At 43.2% G+C, this 17,459-nt stretch carries 14 protein-coding genes; 4 read left to right on the forward strand and 10 right to left on the reverse strand.

What is annotated here, in order from left to right; translation table 11 throughout:
* Positions 1-137: 137 nt before the first annotated feature.
* From N473_RS04200 to N473_RS04245, 10 genes are all read right to left on the reverse strand, one after another.
* Complete coding sequence (locus tag N473_RS04200) at positions 138-1,856, reverse strand: alkaline phosphatase D family protein (protein ID WP_063366846.1); 1,719 nt, start codon at positions 1,854-1,856, stop codon at positions 138-140.
* Positions 1,857-2,162: 306 nt separating this feature from the next.
* On the reverse strand, positions 2,163-2,570 hold the full coding sequence (locus N473_RS04205; RefSeq protein ID WP_063366847.1) for an ExbD/TolR family protein: 408 nt from the start codon (positions 2,568-2,570) through the stop codon (positions 2,163-2,165).
* Between the two features lies 1 nt (position 2,571).
* Positions 2,572-3,258, reverse strand: a complete 687-nt coding sequence (locus N473_RS04210) for a MotA/TolQ/ExbB proton channel family protein (protein WP_063366848.1) — start codon at positions 3,256-3,258, stop codon at positions 2,572-2,574.
* On the reverse strand, positions 3,258-3,869 hold the full coding sequence (locus N473_RS04215; RefSeq protein WP_063366849.1) for an energy transducer TonB: 612 nt from the start codon (positions 3,867-3,869) through the stop codon (positions 3,258-3,260). Before N473_RS04215 ends, N473_RS04210 begins: the two co-directional genes overlap by 1 nt.
* Positions 3,870-3,984: 115 nt before the next feature.
* A complete protein-coding gene (locus N473_RS04220; protein ID WP_063366850.1) occupies positions 3,985-5,514 on the reverse strand; it encodes a PepSY-associated TM helix domain-containing protein in 1,530 nt (509 codons plus the stop codon).
* A 10-nt stretch (positions 5,515-5,524) separates the two neighbouring features.
* The gene (locus N473_RS04225; RefSeq protein ID WP_063366851.1) at positions 5,525-5,776 is read right to left on the reverse strand and encodes a hypothetical protein; all 252 of its coding nucleotides are present in this window, start codon (positions 5,774-5,776) and stop codon (positions 5,525-5,527) included.
* Positions 5,766-6,110, reverse strand: a complete 345-nt coding sequence (locus N473_RS04230) for a hypothetical protein (RefSeq protein ID WP_155735524.1) — start codon at positions 6,108-6,110, stop codon at positions 5,766-5,768. The genes N473_RS04225 and N473_RS04230 overlap by 11 nt, the downstream gene beginning before the upstream one ends.
* Positions 6,111-6,140: 30 nt before the next feature.
* Entirely contained in the window at positions 6,141-8,582 is a 2,442-nt protein-coding gene (locus N473_RS04235) for a TonB-dependent siderophore receptor (RefSeq protein ID WP_063366853.1), read from the reverse strand.
* 92 nt (positions 8,583-8,674) lie between these two features.
* Positions 8,675-9,640: a DUF4880 domain-containing protein gene (locus N473_RS04240; protein ID WP_063366854.1), complete on the reverse strand. Its 966-nt coding sequence runs from the start codon at positions 9,638-9,640 to the stop codon at positions 8,675-8,677.
* Complete coding sequence (locus N473_RS04245) at positions 9,612-10,109, reverse strand: sigma-70 family RNA polymerase sigma factor (protein WP_063366855.1); 498 nt, start codon at positions 10,107-10,109, stop codon at positions 9,612-9,614. The genes N473_RS04240 and N473_RS04245 overlap by 29 nt, the downstream gene beginning before the upstream one ends.
* Before the next feature lie 458 nt (positions 10,110-10,567).
* Between N473_RS04245 and N473_RS04250 the strand changes: the two genes are divergently transcribed.
* The 4 genes from N473_RS04250 to N473_RS04265 all read left to right on the forward strand — a co-directional run bounded on the left by N473_RS04250 (position 10,568) and on the right by N473_RS04265 (position 17,407).
* The gene (locus N473_RS04250; protein ID WP_063366856.1) at positions 10,568-11,599 is read left to right on the forward strand and encodes a cytochrome-c peroxidase; all 1,032 of its coding nucleotides are present in this window, start codon (positions 10,568-10,570) and stop codon (positions 11,597-11,599) included.
* On the forward strand, positions 11,596-13,968 hold the full coding sequence (locus tag N473_RS04255; protein WP_063366857.1) for a hybrid sensor histidine kinase/response regulator: 2,373 nt from the start codon (positions 11,596-11,598) through the stop codon (positions 13,966-13,968). The genes N473_RS04250 and N473_RS04255 overlap by 4 nt, the downstream gene beginning before the upstream one ends.
* A 168-nt stretch (positions 13,969-14,136) precedes the next feature.
* On the forward strand, positions 14,137-14,691 hold the full coding sequence (locus N473_RS04260) for a hypothetical protein (RefSeq protein ID WP_063366858.1): 555 nt from the start codon (positions 14,137-14,139) through the stop codon (positions 14,689-14,691).
* Positions 14,692-14,989: 298 nt separating this feature from the next.
* On the forward strand, positions 14,990-17,407 hold the full coding sequence (locus tag N473_RS04265; protein WP_196766365.1) for an ATP-binding protein: 2,418 nt from the start codon (positions 14,990-14,992) through the stop codon (positions 17,405-17,407).
* Positions 17,408-17,459: the final 52 nt, after the last annotated feature.

The raw sequence follows: 17,459 nt of genomic DNA on the forward strand, positions 1-17,459 counted from the left end.
TTTTTTTGCTCAAAGTAGCCCTTATTGCACATGGTATTATCTGGCTACTTGAGCTTCGTATAGGTTATGAGAGTGCAGTTTAATACAGGCACTTTCGACAATGCGATTGCTCAGCAACACATGCAGAAAAGCCACCATTACATAATCTTTATCTCTTCCCTCAGCAACTCATCATCATTGGGTTTGCCATGATAGACGTTGGCGATAATCGACAAGCCATTGCTTTGCTCAGAGATATCGACCACTAAAAAGTTATTTTTACCTGCCATTTCAAATATGTTTTCTATCTCGATATGGGTTGAGCGATACATCTTTTTGCTGCTATCGATGGCAACAGCAGCCATTTTCGGTGGCGGTTTGCGAGAGATGGCACTGGAGGTGATGTTCATCACCTTGGCGTTGGGGAAGGTCGAAGATGAGATCTTGAAGGCAGATGCGCAGTGCACATCACCGCTTAAAAAGGTGATGGGGACTTGATTGGCATGGGATAGCTCAAACACATGATCTAACATGATATTTCGTTCTTTGATATTGGTGTCATTGCCCCATTCATCAATGGCATCGTCCATGGCGCCAAAAATCTTTAACAGTAGATCCATGTTATTCATTACGGCGTCATTCCAATGCACGACGGGGACGGCGGTGACAATAAAGATGGCTTTCACACCGCTGGTTGCCGTGTCGCTAAGCCACTGTGCAAAGCGTATCATTTGCTCAGGGCCTAATAAACGCGCGCCATCTGCTTGGTTTTCCACATCATGGTGCGAGCGAGTATCAAGTACATAAACACCGATAGGGCCTTTTATAAAGCCGTAGTCCCATTGCTGCTGGTTATCTTCGATATCATAGTGTCTGGTCGACACATTTGTATCTGGGTTATGCAAATGCTGATAATCCAAATAAGCTCTCTTAGCGGCTTGGTAGGCCAATCGTGCAATGGTCGCGTTGATATGGTCGTCATCGTCTTGCCAGAAGTGACTGAGTTTGTCTATTCGCTGCGCTTTGGTGAGCGATCCCCAGCCGTCCATGATTTCGTGGTCGTCCCACATCATGTATTGAGGGTAAGCGCGATATACCGACTGCTGCGAGCCGAAGTTCCAATAAATACGGTAATAGATGCGATAAAGCTTGGCTAAGTAATTTATGACCCCTTCTTTGTTGAGTACGCCTTGCTCTGTGTAAGCGTCATACAATGCGTTTTTGTGACGACTGAGCCAATCCCATAAATCTTCAATGTCAGGTTGAGATTGTTTGCGCTTTGATTTGGTCCGTTTGCCATGGGTATCACAGTAGACTTGATCGCCGCCGCCTATCACAAAGCGGGTGTTTCTTTCTGTGAGTGCTTCGCATAGATCTGGCCATAAACCATCGGTAATTGATTTCTGTCCAAAGGGGTCGTGACAGCTGTAAAACCCAAAACTAAAGTCACGCCAATTGGCCCCTGGCTGATCTGTGCAGAAGGAGTGCTCAATAAGGTAGCCTTTTTCAATTTTTCTCGGTAGTGCCTGATGGGTATCACCATAGGCAAATAAAAAGTAATGATAACAAGTATCTGGACTTAAGTTTTCTAGCGTGACATAGGCACAATTATCATATTTTTCTGCTGTATCAACTGGGCACTTTATGATACCTGCAACATTGAAGCAGACATCATCAGGATGAGAGCTAAATTCGTTGAGGTGGGTTTTGAGCGTGTCTATGTGGGCTGCTTCAACTAGGACGATACACCATTGCCCAGGCGTGAAGGTGCGTAGCCAAATTTTGGCTGTGGAGTCTGTGGTATGTCCAACAATACACATGGAGTTGAGTTTGGGTAGAGCAGACTCATAGTGATTGGGGTCGGGTAATCTTGTCATGTCTACTCCTTAGGACGACAGGTTTATCAAAGCGGACGGTAGGGTTTAACGTCTGTGATAGTTAAAATTATAGTGCGCTTTTAAACAGGCATTGAGATTTCTGAAGTGAAAACAATGTTGATTAGCTGCGCTTGGCATAACGTATTTATCGAAGATGTGTTTTGGCAGTAATAGGCCGTAATATCTTTTTGGTTTGGCTCTGGGGTAGAGTGGATGCATACCGATGTGTGACATCGAGATGTGATTTAGAGCAGGTTTACAGTTTTCTTGAGAAGCCAATAGGCAAGCAGTGTGGTTGCTGCCTGCCTATTTTTTTTGCTCATCTTGCTTTGCAAAACTGACTTTATCGATATTTAACTCGTTTAACAGCGACATTAAACTATGCACGTCCTGATATTGGGTTTTACTGCCCACATTTAAATGCACACTTAAATCGGCTTGCTCCGCTTGTTCAGTTAAATAATGTCTGACTTGAGTTTGGTTAAGCGCTTGGCCGTTTAATAGCCATGTGCCATTGTCGTTAATTGATAGAGTGAGCTGTGCAGATTGCACGACTTGAGCTTGTCCATTGCTGACATCAACATTAAGGGTTTTGGTTAGCAAAGGGGAAGTGATCAAAACAATCACCAATAATACCAGCATGACATCAATCAAAGGCAGCATATTGGGCTCTTTAATGTTGGGTGTCTGTGCATCTTGCTGATTAAAATCCATATTAAGACCCTGACAAATGTGCAGGCGAGTGGCCAGTTAATAGGTAGTTATGCCACTGCTGGGCAAAATAATTGAGGTCAGTTTGTAGCTGTTCATATTGCTTGGCAAAAAAGTTATAAAACAGCACCGCTGGAATGGCAACAGCGATACCCACCCCTGTGATGATCAGTGCCTCAGCAATGGCTGGAGCGAGGGCTGTCAGTGTTGCCGTTTTTTGCTCGCCAATGACGTTCAGAGATAAGTGAATGCCCCAAACTGTGCCTAATAAACCGATAAAGGGCGCGCAGGCGGCGGTGGTAGCAAGTAAATTCATGCCATGTTTAGGTAAGGCGCGCTTACTGTATAGCGTTAATTGACTGGCGAGAAAGTCAGACAATGAAAGTTGTTCACTGGGGGCGTCTAGATATTGCTGCTTTGCCAAGTTGCCAACTTTTGCAATGTGGTAATACAGACCAAAGCGTTTGAAAAGTTTAGGGCTTGGCGATGCATGGGCTTGTCGAAAAGCGACTAATGTTTCTTGCTGATGCCAAAGTTGTTTTGCGTGACTTTGCTGGCGCTTGATATATAGCAAAGACCAACACAAATGAAGTGCTCGGCTCCAAGTCAAACATGACATGGCTAAAAGCAGTAAAAAAATGGCAAGAATGATTGGGTCAAACTGGCTGAGATATATAAATATATTTGTCATTATGAGGCGGGCTCGATGGTTTTATTGGCATGTATGTGGATTTTTTCAATTTCAAAAATAATACGTTGCTGGTACCAGTGTGAAATCGTCTCGTTATTAAGTAATGTGGGATAAAAAGACCAGTCTAAAATGGCACTTTTCGCGGCCATATCTAGGGTATTAAAACCACTGCTTTTAACAATACGTGGAGACTCTACACCACCTTGGGCATTGACCAAAAACTTGACGGTGACGACTCCTTGTTGGCCTGCGGCTTTTGCATCTTCTGGGTAGACTGGCTGCGGCGTGTTAATTGGCCTAGCAAGCTGCTTCTGCTGTGCAGGTGCAGACCTTGCACTGACACCATTTTGTTTTGGTAACTTTTGATTGTGAGTGCTTACTATTGGTTTGGGTTTCGCATTTTCATTCTGTGTGGCGAGCTGTTGCGTGTTTGTGTGTGCAAAGTCACTTTGTTGCGGTGTATTTGCAGCGGGAGGTGGTAATTCTGCCAGCGTCATTGTAAGGTGATTAGGCGCCATAGAGGTTGCTTCTTTTTTATCATCAGTCAAAAACCCCAGTACTAGCATGTGCAGGGCCGCAACCAATATTAGCAAAACAACAAATCGCATCATCCAATCACAGTTATTTGGTTTAAATCATGCTTATGGTATTGAATTGTTTAATACTAATCAATAATTAGCCCGCCGAGCAACATGCTACATTGACGGCGAGCTAGGCATTAAGATGTTACTCGGTGGTGCCTTTGTGGTAGCGCCTTGCTATTAATAAGCACAGTATTGCCATGGTAATAAGCGCGCCATTGACCCACCATATCGCTTTATCGGCCAGCAATAGTGGCTGTATGGCTAGCATGCCGTTGAATAAATCATAGGCGGGCGCCAATAAAAAGAGTAAAGCGGCCACCATTAACTGCTGGACCATAACTTTTCTTGGCGCGTTCATAATAAAAGCATGGAGCATGGCAAAAAACCAACTGAGATGAAACACAGGCACTAGTATAGTTTGCATCGCAAAATACTCAGACAAAAAGCGTGTTATGACAAAGCACATGGCGACTGAGATGAGTACGCCGCTTGAAAGGGCTAGGGTCATTGCACTGACAAAGCGCAAACCTATTTTGCTTTGCTGACGCTTTTTTACCCGCTTTTCTAACCAGATCAGGTTACCGGTTAAAATCAAATAACAGCACGCAAGACCCATTAAAAACATTAAAAAACGCATGAGATCTCCGCCAAACGTCCCGTAATGTAGCGCTTCAATCGTTGCCGCGCTTGCCTGCGCCGGATTACGCTTGGTGATGTCGCCGCTCAGTTGCGTAAAGTCATCTAATGCAAAGCGCAGTCGATGATATTCATGCAATGAACCGCCTTGGCGCAAAATCACTTCAACATGAGCGGCTTTATCTGCCATACCATATGAAAATAGATAGGTGAGCTGATGCGCTGGGTAGCGCGTTTTAATGTGTGATAACAAGGCATCGTATTGTTGCGTTGGCAGGGTTAGGCCACTGGCTGTCTGTTGCACTGCATCCGGTTTACCAAGCGCTTTATCCAGTTCACTAAAGTCGCCATTAAATGCTGCAAACCCAAAGCTGGCTTGAAATAGTAAAGCGAGATTGAAATAGACGCCAGTCAGTGCATACATAAAGGTATAGGGAAATGCGGTCACCCCAATCAAGATATGGCCATCAAGGTATTTATCTTTGGCTTTGTCAGTCCGATATTGATAGTAATGACTGATAATTTTTTTTAAGTGGATGAGCAGCCCTGTCAGCAGCACCACAAAAAAGATTAAAGTGATTACCCCGACCAGTTCAAATCCAATGTTTGGAATATACAGGTGGTAGTGCATGCGATACAGCATGTCGGCAAGAAAAAACTGATTGCGATCGAGATCGAGTAAACGTCCATCATCGGCGGCAAAACTGTAGTTTAAGTATTGTCGTTTACCGTCTTGTGTAGCGAGAAAAAACACCGTGTAAAACGGTTTATTTTCGCTGGGTAAATCAATACTGACTCGGTCATTGAAGCGAATGTCATAGCCAAGCCCTTGCAACTTATCAATGATGTGACTGACAGGGATTTGCTCTGTGGGCAAGGCTTTATGAAAGTTATGAAATCGGTCCCATTGATGAATCTCAGCGCGATAAAAAGAGAGGCTACCACAGACAAAAATAATCATGAGTGCGCCTGAAATGATTAAGCCAAGCCAAGTGTGCGCATGAGTAAGATTTTTTAAAGTATCTTTAGAAAACATGGAGAAACCATTAAGTGAAAAAGGCTATCAGATAAATTAACACTGCGGGCGCAGCGCAATATAGGCCGCGAAGCCAAGCTGCTTTGGCACTGCTTGCGCCATAGCAATATGTCATGATGCATGCCCAACCGGTTAGACCAACAGTCATGAGAAAAGCAGCGGAGATGGCGCTTAAGTCACTATAAAAATGGATTAAACTACTAGGAAGCAACGTGATGGTGATTAAACCGCAGATGAAGCCTGCAAACGTTTTATGCCACATAAAGGCCTCCAAAAACAAAATGCAAAGCAGTGGCAATCAGCACAAACATAATCACACTTGGCCAAACTGCGTGATTAAAGTGGTGAATTAAAAAAACCGGTGCCGCGAGGGCAAACATACTTAGTAGTAGGGTATAAGTAAGTGCGGCACCGATTGTCATACCTATTTGCACAAAGCCCCACACTGCAAGCAGGCATAAGATCAGTGCAAATAGGTGTAACAATAGGCGTCCAGATAAGGGACGGGATAGCCATCGCTGCCGTGTGCTGGTTGCATAGTACAGCACGCCGCATAGCCATAAACTGGGCAGTAAATAATACATTATGATAGTCACGTATTGGCGGCTTTCGCCGCCTTATTTTTATTAGAATTTATAGTTGGCGTTGATGGCCCAAGTACGTGGAGAACCCGCTTTTTTAGGTACAAATCCGTATGTATCGTAGTAAGACTCATCCAGTAGGTTGCGTACATGCACTTTCACATCCAGTTGCTCAGTGACTTGATAACCAAGATGAGCTGAAATCAGGATTTCACCTTGCTTGGTATCGGCCAGTGAACCTCGTCGAGTACCCGCTGGTAGCCCTAGGTCAACGCCACGAGGTGCCAATACGTTTACTGTAGTGTCATCGTTCCACTGCAAGCCAAGGCCTGCTCGCCAATCATGGTATTGATAGCTTGAGTTTAACTTAAGCAGCTTGCGTGGCGCTTCTTTGTTAACGTCTTCACCTTGCTGATCTTCTAATGAGAACTCGCTATAACTGGCGTTAAGTTGCCAGTTTTCAGTGATATCGCCCGCTATTTCAAGCTCAAAACCGGTTGAGTTTGCACCGTCGACTTGGCGGTACCGAATGGGGGTTACATTGGCATACTCTGGAATGGCTTCAGCGACGTTTTTCAGCAAAGTATCAAATGCAGCAAAGTTGATATTAAATTTATCGTCAAATAGCGCCAGCTTGAGTCCAAGCTCAATATTTTGGCCGGTAATGGCTTCAATCGGTGCTAGGTTAACATCAACCAAGCCGGGTTGAGGCTTGTATGTATCCGTGTAACTTGCATAGATGTTTAAAGTGTCGAGTGGGCTGTATACCAAACCTAAGTACTTACTGTCACCATCATCAGACGACGAAGAAGCCGAGTGGCCTTGCCAAGACGTATAGTTTTTATTGTTTTGTTTGAATTTATAAAACTTGATACCCGCGATCACATTGAGCTGCTCATGGACATCGATATTGGTGCTCAGTGCTAACGTTTCTTCGTCGACGGCTTCTAATCTGTCTATGATTTTTTGATTAATGTTTGGCGCTTTTATCCCTCGAGCTGGATTGGCATCGAACAGGCTTGCCATAGGGTAAAAAGCACGACGTCCCTCAGGAGTCTCTTCTTCGTAAGTACGGTTTGTGTACTCAGTGTCGTTTTTTAGGTAGGTGATATTGATTTGATGTTCACGGTCAAACAGTTCAACTCGGCCGATTGCACTGGCTGTCATGGTGGTTACTTCACCTTCATCAGCAAAAAGTGAATCAATACCGAATACGCCTAGGCCTGTTTTAGGATCTGCGGATGATGAGAAGTAGGTGAAAATAGACTCTAAATCATTGGTTCCGTGATAAATTGCACCATTGAGCTGCCAATCAAGGTTTAACTGGTGAGAGATTTTAAATGTATAACCAGTATGCTCTCTATTTTGAAATGCATTTGGCGAGGCGAGGTTAGTTGATGCTGGTAAATCTGTACGGCTGCCATCGTTATAAAAAATAGGCACTCCCCAATGTACACCGTTGTGGTCTAGCTTCTGGTGGTGAAGTGTTAGGCTCGCTTCAGTTTGCTCTTGTGCGCCAAAATAGCCATGAAGTTGGGTGTAGAACACCTGCTTTTGGGTGTCTTCTCGATCAATATAGGTATCAGCATCTTCAAACACCAAGACGACGCGTGCCGCATATTTACCATCTTCGGTCAATGCACTGCTGGCGTCGAGCTCGGCGCGTTTATGGTTGAAGCTACCAAGCTCGGCAGAGACATTCAGTAAACGTTCGCGTGTTGGTTTTTTAGAGATAAGGTTTACGGTTGCTGAGGGCTCACCTGCACCTGCCATTAAACCAGCTGCACCGCGAAGTACTTCGACTGAGTCATAAACGGCACTGTCTAAGCGAAATTCTTGGCCGCGAGAAAAACCAGCTGGCATGCCGTCTTTGACATATTCATTGACGTAAAAGCCTCTAGAAGAGAAAAGCGTATCGTCTGATGTACCATATTTATAGCGATAAACACCTGCGCTATTATTGAGCACATCTTCCACGTCATCTAGCCCATAATATTCAATAAAATTAGCATCTAAGACTGAGATTGACTGAGGGGTTTCCTTAACAGATAAATCAAGTCCTGTCGGAGAGGAACTACGCTCAATTGGTTGACCCAGTATTTCTATGGTTTCAACGGTTTTGACATGCATATCGGGTAGTTGCGCGACAGGCGCGTCAGTATTGGCGTCATAGATGACGTAGCCAGTATCTGTTTTTGCAAAACTGAGCCCAGTGCCTGCCAATAATTGGGTGATGGCTTGGTGAACGTTTAAATTGCCTAAAATCTGGTTGCTTCTGAGATCTTTACTTAGCTTACTGTTGACTGAAATAGAAGTTCCCGTTTGTTCTCCTAACTCTGAAATTGCTTGATCAAGCGTGCTCACAGGTAAATTTAACGCGTGGACTTGATCCTCAGCTAGGGTATCCATGGGAGAAGCAAGTAGTACACCCGAGAGACTCGCTGCCAGTAGGCTAAGTTTGAATGATTTAGTGGGCTGAGCAACCATGATTTTCCTTAGTTTTAAGTAATGTGTCACTCTCTATGCCCCGCGAGCAGCCAAAATCTGCCAAGTTTTTTAATTTATTTTTTAAAATAATCTTACTGTACTGAAATATAAGGTTTTTTATTGATTACTTGCCAAACATTTGGGACCCCATTGAGTGTCAGTTCAGGGAAGGTGCTGAGTATTTGCGATAAGATTTGCTTGGGATCGGCGAGCGAAAAAGTGCCGCTAATATGTAATTGCGCAGCAGCGGGTGCCACTCTGATGCTGCCACTTAAATAGCGAGACAGTTCTGCAATAAATTGTTTAAGCGGCATTTGAGACACACTGAGCATGCCTTTGGTCCAGCTTGTCATATGTCTTGGTGTTTCAATAATTCGAGTACCACTGCGCTCGGCAATAAGCGTATGGTTTTTGTCTACGGTGAACTTTTGTCCATTAGCAACAATATTAAGACGCGTGTTCAGGGCGCTAAAGCGCACTTGCTCAGAGTCATCAAAGAGAATAAATTCATCGCCGGATTCAGCATTGAAGTGACAATGAGGGCTAGAGATGGTCATGGCTTTTTGGCACACAATATACGCTTCACCGTATTTGAGCCAAAGTGTGTGCGCGCCTAAGTTTATGGCGCTGTGAGTATTGAGGGTAATGCTGGCTTGCGCTAAATGCGTTAATTGAAGTTGCTCGCCAACTTGCGCATGGTGGTCGGCTAATTTGGCACTGATCCCCAGCTCTTTTTGATAACGCCAGGTGAACCAACTTGATATTGATAGAGCAGCAATTGATTTTAAGATATGACGGCGGCTTTGATCTGCTTTAGATAGCGTGTTGAGTGATTGTTGACCCGATAGTGGTAGGTCTGAAAACATTTGTTGTGAGTGATTGACTTGCTGCCATGCTTTCTGATGCGCGGGATCCGCTTCCAGCCACTGGGTGAAAGCGTGTTTTTGAGCCAGTGACAGTGACTGTGCTTCTTGTTGCACATACCAGTCAACGGCTTGCTCTATTGCTGACTGCGTTAATGGCATGGTGTTAAGTTGACTCACTTTGTACTTCAACACACGCCAAGATTGCCTTGCACATGGCCTTTTGAACCATATTGACGCTGATATCTAATTTTTTAGCAATGTCTTTATAGGCCAAACCATCGATTCGGGCCATGATAAAAACTTGTCTGACCCGTTGTGGTAATTTTTCCAACACTAAGGAGAGCTGCTCTAATGTGTGGATTATCATTTGCTGTGCCTCGGGACTCGGGGCCATATGTTCGGGCTGTTGAGCCAGGGTTTCGAGGTAAGCTTGCTCAATTGATTGTCTGCGCCAATGATTATTAACCAGGCCTGTAGCCAATGTCGTCAAGTAAGCTCTAGGGGAGTGGATAGGCTCCAATTTATTTGAAGCTTGTTTATTCAGCAACCGAAGAAAAGTGTCTTGTGCAATATCAGCTGCTTGGGCTTGACAGTTGAGCTTGCTATACAAAAATTGACGTAACCAAGAGTGATGATCTTGGTACAAAGACGCGATTTGCAAAGTATTTCCTTTTCTTCGTTTTTATTCGTAATAAAAATTGTTCGCAATTATAAGGTTTGTTGCTATTTAAGCAAGTGATAGAGGTGATGGGTTAAAGTAAATGCTATATATATACATGTTTTTTAATATATTTGTGGACTTGAATGTCGTTAATAAGGGGTAATTTGTTGCGCTAGTGCACGATTTATTGGGTGCTCAGTGAGACATTCTTCAATGGCTCCCCCCTCATGTCATTCAAAAGTATTTCTATCTAAAAATGATGACGCCTGTACCGGATGATTTTAAGAATTGGCTTCAAGTCATGGTGGTTATGGAAGGTATTTTATGTCACTTGAAAAGGTGTTACGCGTCTCTTAGAAGCCAATTTATGGTGGTCGAAAATTTTCAGTGACTTTATTTTTGACTGTCTATACTTGGATGAATAGTCAACCAGTCTAAGGTGTTTCAAGGATGCTGAAATGAGTAGTAAATACATTGTGCTCGTTGCCATCATGTTAGCTGCGATAATACTGGTACTGGCATTTCAGTTTAAAACGGCTCAGCAACGCCATCATTGGCAACAAGATGTCGTTGAAGTGCACTCAACTGAGGTCGTCTATCAAGAGCGAAAAGTAGATGCGCCTATCCAGCCTTTGCCCATAGTTAAGCAATACGATGTTGCATGGGCGCAATTAGGTAAAGCCTTATTTAAAAGTCCATTATTGTCGTCGGATAATACGGTATCTTGCGCATCATGCCATGATTTGTATAACGGTGGGGATGATGGATTTTCTGTGTCTGTCGGTATTAAACAGCAACTGGGTGAGCGTAATTCTCCAACGGTGATTAATTCAGTCCTTAATTTTCGTCAATTTTGGGATGGTCGTAGCCCTAACTTAGAGTCTCAAACTCCAGAGCCTATTCACAACCCAATGGAAATGGGCACCAATTGGCAAGCGGTGATCGAAAAATTAAATGCGCAGCCAGGCTTTGTAAAAAGTTTTAATGCGGTTTCAAATGATGGCATTACCGTAGAAAATATCATAAAAGCGATTGTGGCTTTCGAAGCGTCGCTCATTTCTCAAAATACGCCAATTGATGACTTCTTATTGGGAAAAGCCGATGCACTCACCTCACAACAGCAGCGCGGGTATGAAAAGTTTGTGTCTTATGGCTGTGTGACGTGTCACCAAGGCCGCAATATTGGTGGCAATTTATATCAAAAAGTGGGCCGCTTAGATCAAGTGCCTGAGCAATTGTTAGATGATGTGGGTCGTTTTGAAGTGACACAAAACCCACAGGATAAATTTGTATTTAAAGTACCTAGTTTACGAAATGTTGCTTTGACTGCACCCTATTTTCACAATGGTTCAGTGGACAACTTGTCTGATGCGATCCGGATCATGGCCAGAGGTCAGCTGGGTTTAGATTTAAGCGATGAGGACGTTGCAGACATAGAGGCATTACTGCAATCATTCTCTGGTGACTTGCCGAGGTCTTTAGCGGAGTGAAATATTTAATAGAAGGGTGTTTACTGCTGTTAATTTGGTTTTTTGGTTCGCAAGCCATTGATGGGTATTTTCTTGTGCAGCATCAGCAGCAGGAGTTACACATTAAGCGGCAGCTGCAAGGGGTCGCTACTGAATTATCGTTAGAAACCTTTTCTGCGATGGACCGTAATGTTTACCATTTTGACAGGCATGCACAAAAGCAACTTGAATTTGAACGTTTGATTAATGAGTTGGAGCGTAATGAACGGTTAAATGCAGAGCTCTCGAGTGCATTAGGGTCGTTCAAAAATACCATCGACACGTATATGCAATTGGCTTCGATGTTGAAAACGTCCTATCGTTATATCGCCAAGTTGGCACTGGATAAAGCCGAGTTTGATACAGATGTGCAAGTTTTGTTAAGTCGCGGCATCGCATTGATCTCAAACCTACATGTAACCAATTCATTACCTGTAATCGATCAAGTCAATAGCGAGCTGTCAATATTAGTGCCGCAAATCAAAAAGCTAGAGTCCAATGTGCCGCGCCTCAGAGTACTGCGTTTACATATCGAATTTGTGTTAGATAATGCACTCAAAGCCTCAAATCTACTGGTGCCTATTCAGCAAAGTAATATATCAACCGTGATTTTGCGAGACATTAACGCGCTAGTGCACTTAATGGATGAAACAAGGTGGAAAATGATGCAGGCTGTGTTGATGCTGCTTTGTGTTATTTTTTTATTGATTATTCTTGCACTAGCAAGGCTATTAATTGACCTTAAACAAGCCAATATGATGGCGAATCAAGCTGCCGAAACGAAGTCTCTGTTTGTATCAAACATGTCTCATGAAATACGTACCCCAATGAATGGTATTTTGGGACTGACAGATATTCTCTTGACCACTGAGCTGACCGGAGTACAGCGAAATTACCTAGAAAAAGTGCGATTTTCAGCGAATGCACTGACGACCATCATCAATGATATTTTAGACTTTTCAAAGATTGAGTCGAAAAAATTGCACATTGAACGTGTACCTTTTCAATTTGAAGACTTATTAGACAATTTGCGTTCTTTAATCACACCACTTGCAAATACTAAAGGGGTTAAATTGGTTTTCGATTTAGCCCCCACGTTGAGTAAACAGTATGTCGGAGATCCAGTTAGAATTAATCAAATCATGCTGAACTTTGCATCGAATGCGGTCAAGTTTACTGAAGATGGTTCGATTACTTTGAGTGTTCAGCAAGAAAAACAGCAAGGAGACACGTGTTGGGTAGCCATTTCTATCACAGATACTGGCATTGGTATTGCGCCCGATAAAGTCGATATGTTGTTCGAGCGATTTACTCAAGCTGAGTCCTCCACAACCCGTAAATATGGTGGGACGGGGTTGGGACTGACAATTTGTAAACTGCTAACAGAGCTTATGGGTGGAGTGTTAGAGGTAGAGAGTGAGCTTGGCAAGGGATCAAAGTTTACTGTTAAATTACCGCTGCGTGCGATAACTGAAGAGGTTGAAGAGCCTGAGCAAATCCACTTGTCTGGCTCGATATTAATTGTTGAAGATGATCCTATTTATTTGGAGATCAGCCAAAATATTGCTCGTTCAATAGGGCTACAAGTTAGCGGAGTAAGTAGTGGTGAGGAGGCACAAGCGGCATTACGTGGTCAGGCGTTTGATATACTGCTGGTGGACTGGATTCTACCGGACTGCCATGCCAATGAGTTACTTGCAAAATTGAGTGACAGTGGCAGCTTACCTGAGCGTGTTGTGGTATACACCGCGCACACACGGGAGAGTATCCAAACAGAGTCTGATTTTCCTATTTTATATAAGCCATTACTTAAAAGAGATTTAATCGACGCGCTGAGTGAGCTTAAAAAAACCGGTCAACCTGAAATAGCGACTCATAGACCTGTAGAGGTCACCACTCAAGCTGTAGGTCAGTCAGGTGGCAGTACGAAACCTGATACACCCAATTCGGATATATTACAGGGCGGCTGTATGCGAGTCTTATTAGTGGAGGACAACGAAATTAATCGCATTGTCGCGCTAAAATTACTCAGCCGCATTTCAGGTGTGTCGGTGGAAGTGGCGGAAGATGGCCAAGCAGCTGTTGACATAATTACTCATCAAAACGCGGATTTTGATATTGTGTTTATGGATATTCAAATGCCTGTAATGGATGGCGTTGAAGCGACAAAACGAATTCGAGCAGTGTACTCTGCTGAGCAGTTGAAAATTGTCGCGCTGACAGCCAATGTCATGCAGTCTGAGGTGGACAAGTATTTGGAGATTGGCATGAATGGTCACCTTGGTAAACCATTTAAAATGGATGAACTGGAAGCGGTGTTTAAGCAACATATGACAGAGTTAAATTTATAATGTCACTAAGCTCATCTTGCAATTCAGTAAGGCTTGAAAGCTTAGCTTTTTATTAAACGGTATTGTCAGTGCGTTATTGAACGGCGTGACATTGGGAATAGCCGCAATTTTCTGTTAAAAAAAACTGTTTGAATTATCATCAGCGCGTCAATTCATAAGGAGAGCATAATGCGCGCTATTTCTTTTTTCAGTGGTTTATTACTTGTGGGGTGTAGCAGTGTGCAAACGCTCCCTTCATTCGATGCAAAAAACTGGCGTTATGCCACTGATCCACATGGCAGTCAGGTCATTTTAAATGAACCGCTTGTACAAGAAAAATGTGTCAAAATAGGGTTTGACCGTGTCCCTAGAGTCGATAAGCAAAATAATTCATGGGTAGAGCTGATTTATGATATTCCCCAAGGCAGCTTAAACGGTGTATCACACATTGAAGTGACTTATCAAAGTGATAAGCCGCTTGTGATCAAGTTGTCGCAAAAAGAGTATGGCGGTGATGGTGATAAGAGTTATGCACATTACCAAGTAATCTTACCGCAAGCGACGCAGCCGATTACACGAGAAGTCACTTTATCTGATTTTGCTCGACCCGATTGGACCCCAAATTGGTCGAAAGACCAAGGTATTGTGAGTGCTTCCATATCTGCGTTGTACTTTGTCCCTGATTTAACGGATAAAGAAGGGGGCAACGCGACCATCACCATTCATCACCTTGCATTAAGATAAGGCGACAAACATAAAAAGTTGTCTTATATTTTTCCATTGAATGACGCCATACTCCAGAAAGGCTAGATATGGCGTTCACTTTGCTAAGTTTACATATTCTTATATTTGATTATGCCCCTAAAGAGCCTCGCTAAAGTGTCTCTCTAATCTGACATGCCCATCACTGCACTACATGATTAATTTGAAAATTTAGCATTTTTGTCAATGATTAAATAAATGCATAAGTGGTTTGATGGGTTATGAGTCGTTGCCAGTTGAGTGGGGTCGCTATGTTTATCATTGGTATCAAAGAGTCCCCATGCGAGTAAAGTATCGTACTACTCCTTGGTTTGTTCCTGCCATTTCTGCAGTACTGGTTTTAGGTGTTTTACTCTACTTCAGCATGTTAGAGCAGTCCAAATTGATAGAAAATGAACTGTTTGAAATAAAGGAGCAGCGTGCGTGGCAGGCTGAGGTGATTGCTGAGCAAATAGAACAAAGACTGCAATATGCGTCAGACTCATCGGGTCGGCTGGGCAAAGCGCTGCAAGCTCGCCTTGAGCAAGGTGACTTTAAGACAAAAACACAGCTATCTGAATTAATTCACCCTCATCCTGATGGATCATTACGAACACGACCTAGTGGTTTTGACGGTCGATATCAGGCGGGTATTTACTTGCCACCAGATTCAGAGTTTTCAAGGTCGCAAGCAGAGCACTTGTTGGCAGCTAAGCAAACGGTAGAAACATTTGGTCAAGGTGCTCTATCTAATCAGTTTTCGGATACTTGGTTCATGGAACCATCCGGTGGCATTGTGATTTATTGGCCTGAAGAGCCTGATTTTGTATTTAAAGCACAGGGGGGATTTAGTTATAAAAATACCCCATGGCTGGTTCCTGATACAGCACCAGGTACCTATTGGACGCCCTTAATTGAAGATCCGATCCCTCAGCTATTGATGCTCTCTGCGGTAACTCCTGTTTACCTGAACGGTGTATGGCAAGGCAACGTGGGTCATGACATCACTTTGCAAAGCTTATTGGACAATACCAAGCTGTTAAAAGGTGCGCCTCAAAGTGCATTTATTTTATTGAATGAAACAAGTGACATTGTTGCCACTGACATCACAAGTTTGCTCAATGTTGATGAGTCAGTTCATTTGAAAACTATAGAGCAAGGTATTTGGTATGAGGCATATCAAAAACTTTGGTCACATGATGAATCATATTTGGCCTATCAGTCGCGGCTCTTCACTATTTCAGTTATAGAGTCTCAGGGGTGGGTTTTAATGACATCAATGCCGTTGCAGCCGGCCGTACAAAAAATTGAACAAGCGTTTACTGCACTGCAAACCATGGCGTTTATCAGTATTGCTGCCGAAGTAATTATCTTAACTTTATTGTTTGCCTATTTTCATCGCAAAAATAAAGCTTACGTCAAGCATCTCAAAGACATCTCAGATAGCTTAGCGCGGGAAAAGGTTCGTTATGAAACCTTGGTTGATCGCATTCCCTCAATCGTATACCGCTGTAAGAATGACAAATACTGGACCATGATGTATTTAAATGGTGCCATTGAAGCGGCGACAGGGTACTTGGCTGAGGATTTCATTCAGAATAAAGCGCTGGCATTTGCTGACATTATCTATCCCGATGATCAGGGTATGGTATGGCAGGTTATCCAAGATGAGCTCGAGTCAACGGGGCGGTTTAAAGTAATTTATCGAATCATCCATCGTGTCGATGGGATCCGTTGGATGATTGAACGAGGCGGTTATAGTGAAGACAAAGAGAGTATCGAAGGCGTGATCACCGATATTACTGAATTGAAAGAAGCAGAGCAAAAATTAAAAATATCCAATATGACGCTCGATGAAAAAGTGGCCTTGAAAACCACGGAGTTACAGGTAGCCAACCTAGAGCTCACAGAAAAAACTGACAAGTTACAAACTTCATTGCAGGTATTGCAGCAGACGCAGAATGAGCTGGTGGAAGCGGAAAAAATGGCTTCAATGACGAGCATGGTTGTCGGCATGGCACACGAAATTAATACACCACTTGGTAATATTGCAACCGCTGAGTCTGTGATCTACTCAAAGTTAGAAGGCTTGCAGCAGGCTATAAATACAGGGCAGCTTAAAAAATCTGAACTGATAAATACGCTGGATGTGGTCGAGCAAAGTTTGCGCTCAAATCACACCAGTCTGGAGAAATTACTAGGATTAAGTGAAAAGTTTCAGAGCTTAGATTATCGACATGAAGTGGATACCGATCGTGTAGCATTTTCATTATCTGAACTCTGTGGTCAAATCATGGAAAAATACACGCAGCAATTTGCATTAAACAACATTGAATACAGCTTGAGTATAGATCCTGAAATTACTTTATATGGTCCTGCTGAAGCCATGGATGAAGTATTGAGCAAGTTAATAGATAACTCTATCAAATATGGCTTTGTTGAATCTCGTGGTGGCCGCATTGAGATATTGGCTCAGTTTAATGAAAGTGAAGAACAGCTGATGCAACTGACTTATAGCGATAATGGTTGCGGTATTGAACCTGCAGTGGCGAGCCATATTTTTATACCGTTTGCAGCTCAAGCGCTTGGCTCAGGCAGTAGTGGGCTTGGCTTGTCTCGAGTGTATAACATCATCAAAAATGAGTTTGCTGGCAAAATTGAACTGCAAACAAGCGCGCAATCAGGCACTCATTTTGTTATCCATTGCCCTGTCAAATGAGTTTCTGACCTGTAATATTTGATTATTCAAAAATAAATACCCAGATTTTTGT

Origin of the sequence: Pseudoalteromonas luteoviolacea CPMOR-1, assembly GCF_001625685.1 — a bacterium.
GTDB lineage: Bacteria > Pseudomonadota > Gammaproteobacteria > Enterobacterales > Alteromonadaceae > Pseudoalteromonas > Pseudoalteromonas luteoviolacea_K.

What these genes read in the sequence shown, in the direction of transcription:
- N473_RS04205 (WP_063366847.1), bottom strand. Translation starts at nt 2,570, where the DNA reads ATGGATTTTAATCAGCAAGATGCACAGACACCCAACATTAAAGAGCCC.
- N473_RS04225 (WP_063366851.1), bottom strand. Translation starts at nt 5,776, where the DNA reads ATGTGGCATAAAACGTTTGCAGGCTTCATCTGCGGTTTAATCACCATC.
- N473_RS04220 (WP_063366850.1), bottom strand. Translation starts at nt 5,514, where the DNA reads ATGTTTTCTAAAGATACTTTAAAAAATCTTACTCATGCGCACACTTGG.
- N473_RS04210 (WP_063366848.1), bottom strand. Translation starts at nt 3,258, where the DNA reads ATGACAAATATATTTATATATCTCAGCCAGTTTGACCCAATCATTCTT.
- N473_RS04215 (WP_063366849.1), bottom strand. Translation starts at nt 3,869, where the DNA reads ATGATGCGATTTGTTGTTTTGCTAATATTGGTTGCGGCCCTGCACATG.
- N473_RS04235 (WP_063366853.1), bottom strand. Translation starts at nt 8,582, where the DNA reads ATGGTTGCTCAGCCCACTAAATCATTCAAACTTAGCCTACTGGCAGCG.
- N473_RS04265 (WP_196766365.1), top strand. Translation starts at nt 14,990, where the DNA reads ATGCGAGTAAAGTATCGTACTACTCCTTGGTTTGTTCCTGCCATTTCT.
- N473_RS04200 (WP_063366846.1), bottom strand. Translation starts at nt 1,856, where the DNA reads ATGACAAGATTACCCGACCCCAATCACTATGAGTCTGCTCTACCCAAA.
- N473_RS04260 (WP_063366858.1), top strand. Translation starts at nt 14,137, where the DNA reads ATGCGCGCTATTTCTTTTTTCAGTGGTTTATTACTTGTGGGGTGTAGC.
- N473_RS04250 (WP_063366856.1), top strand. Translation starts at nt 10,568, where the DNA reads ATGAGTAGTAAATACATTGTGCTCGTTGCCATCATGTTAGCTGCGATA.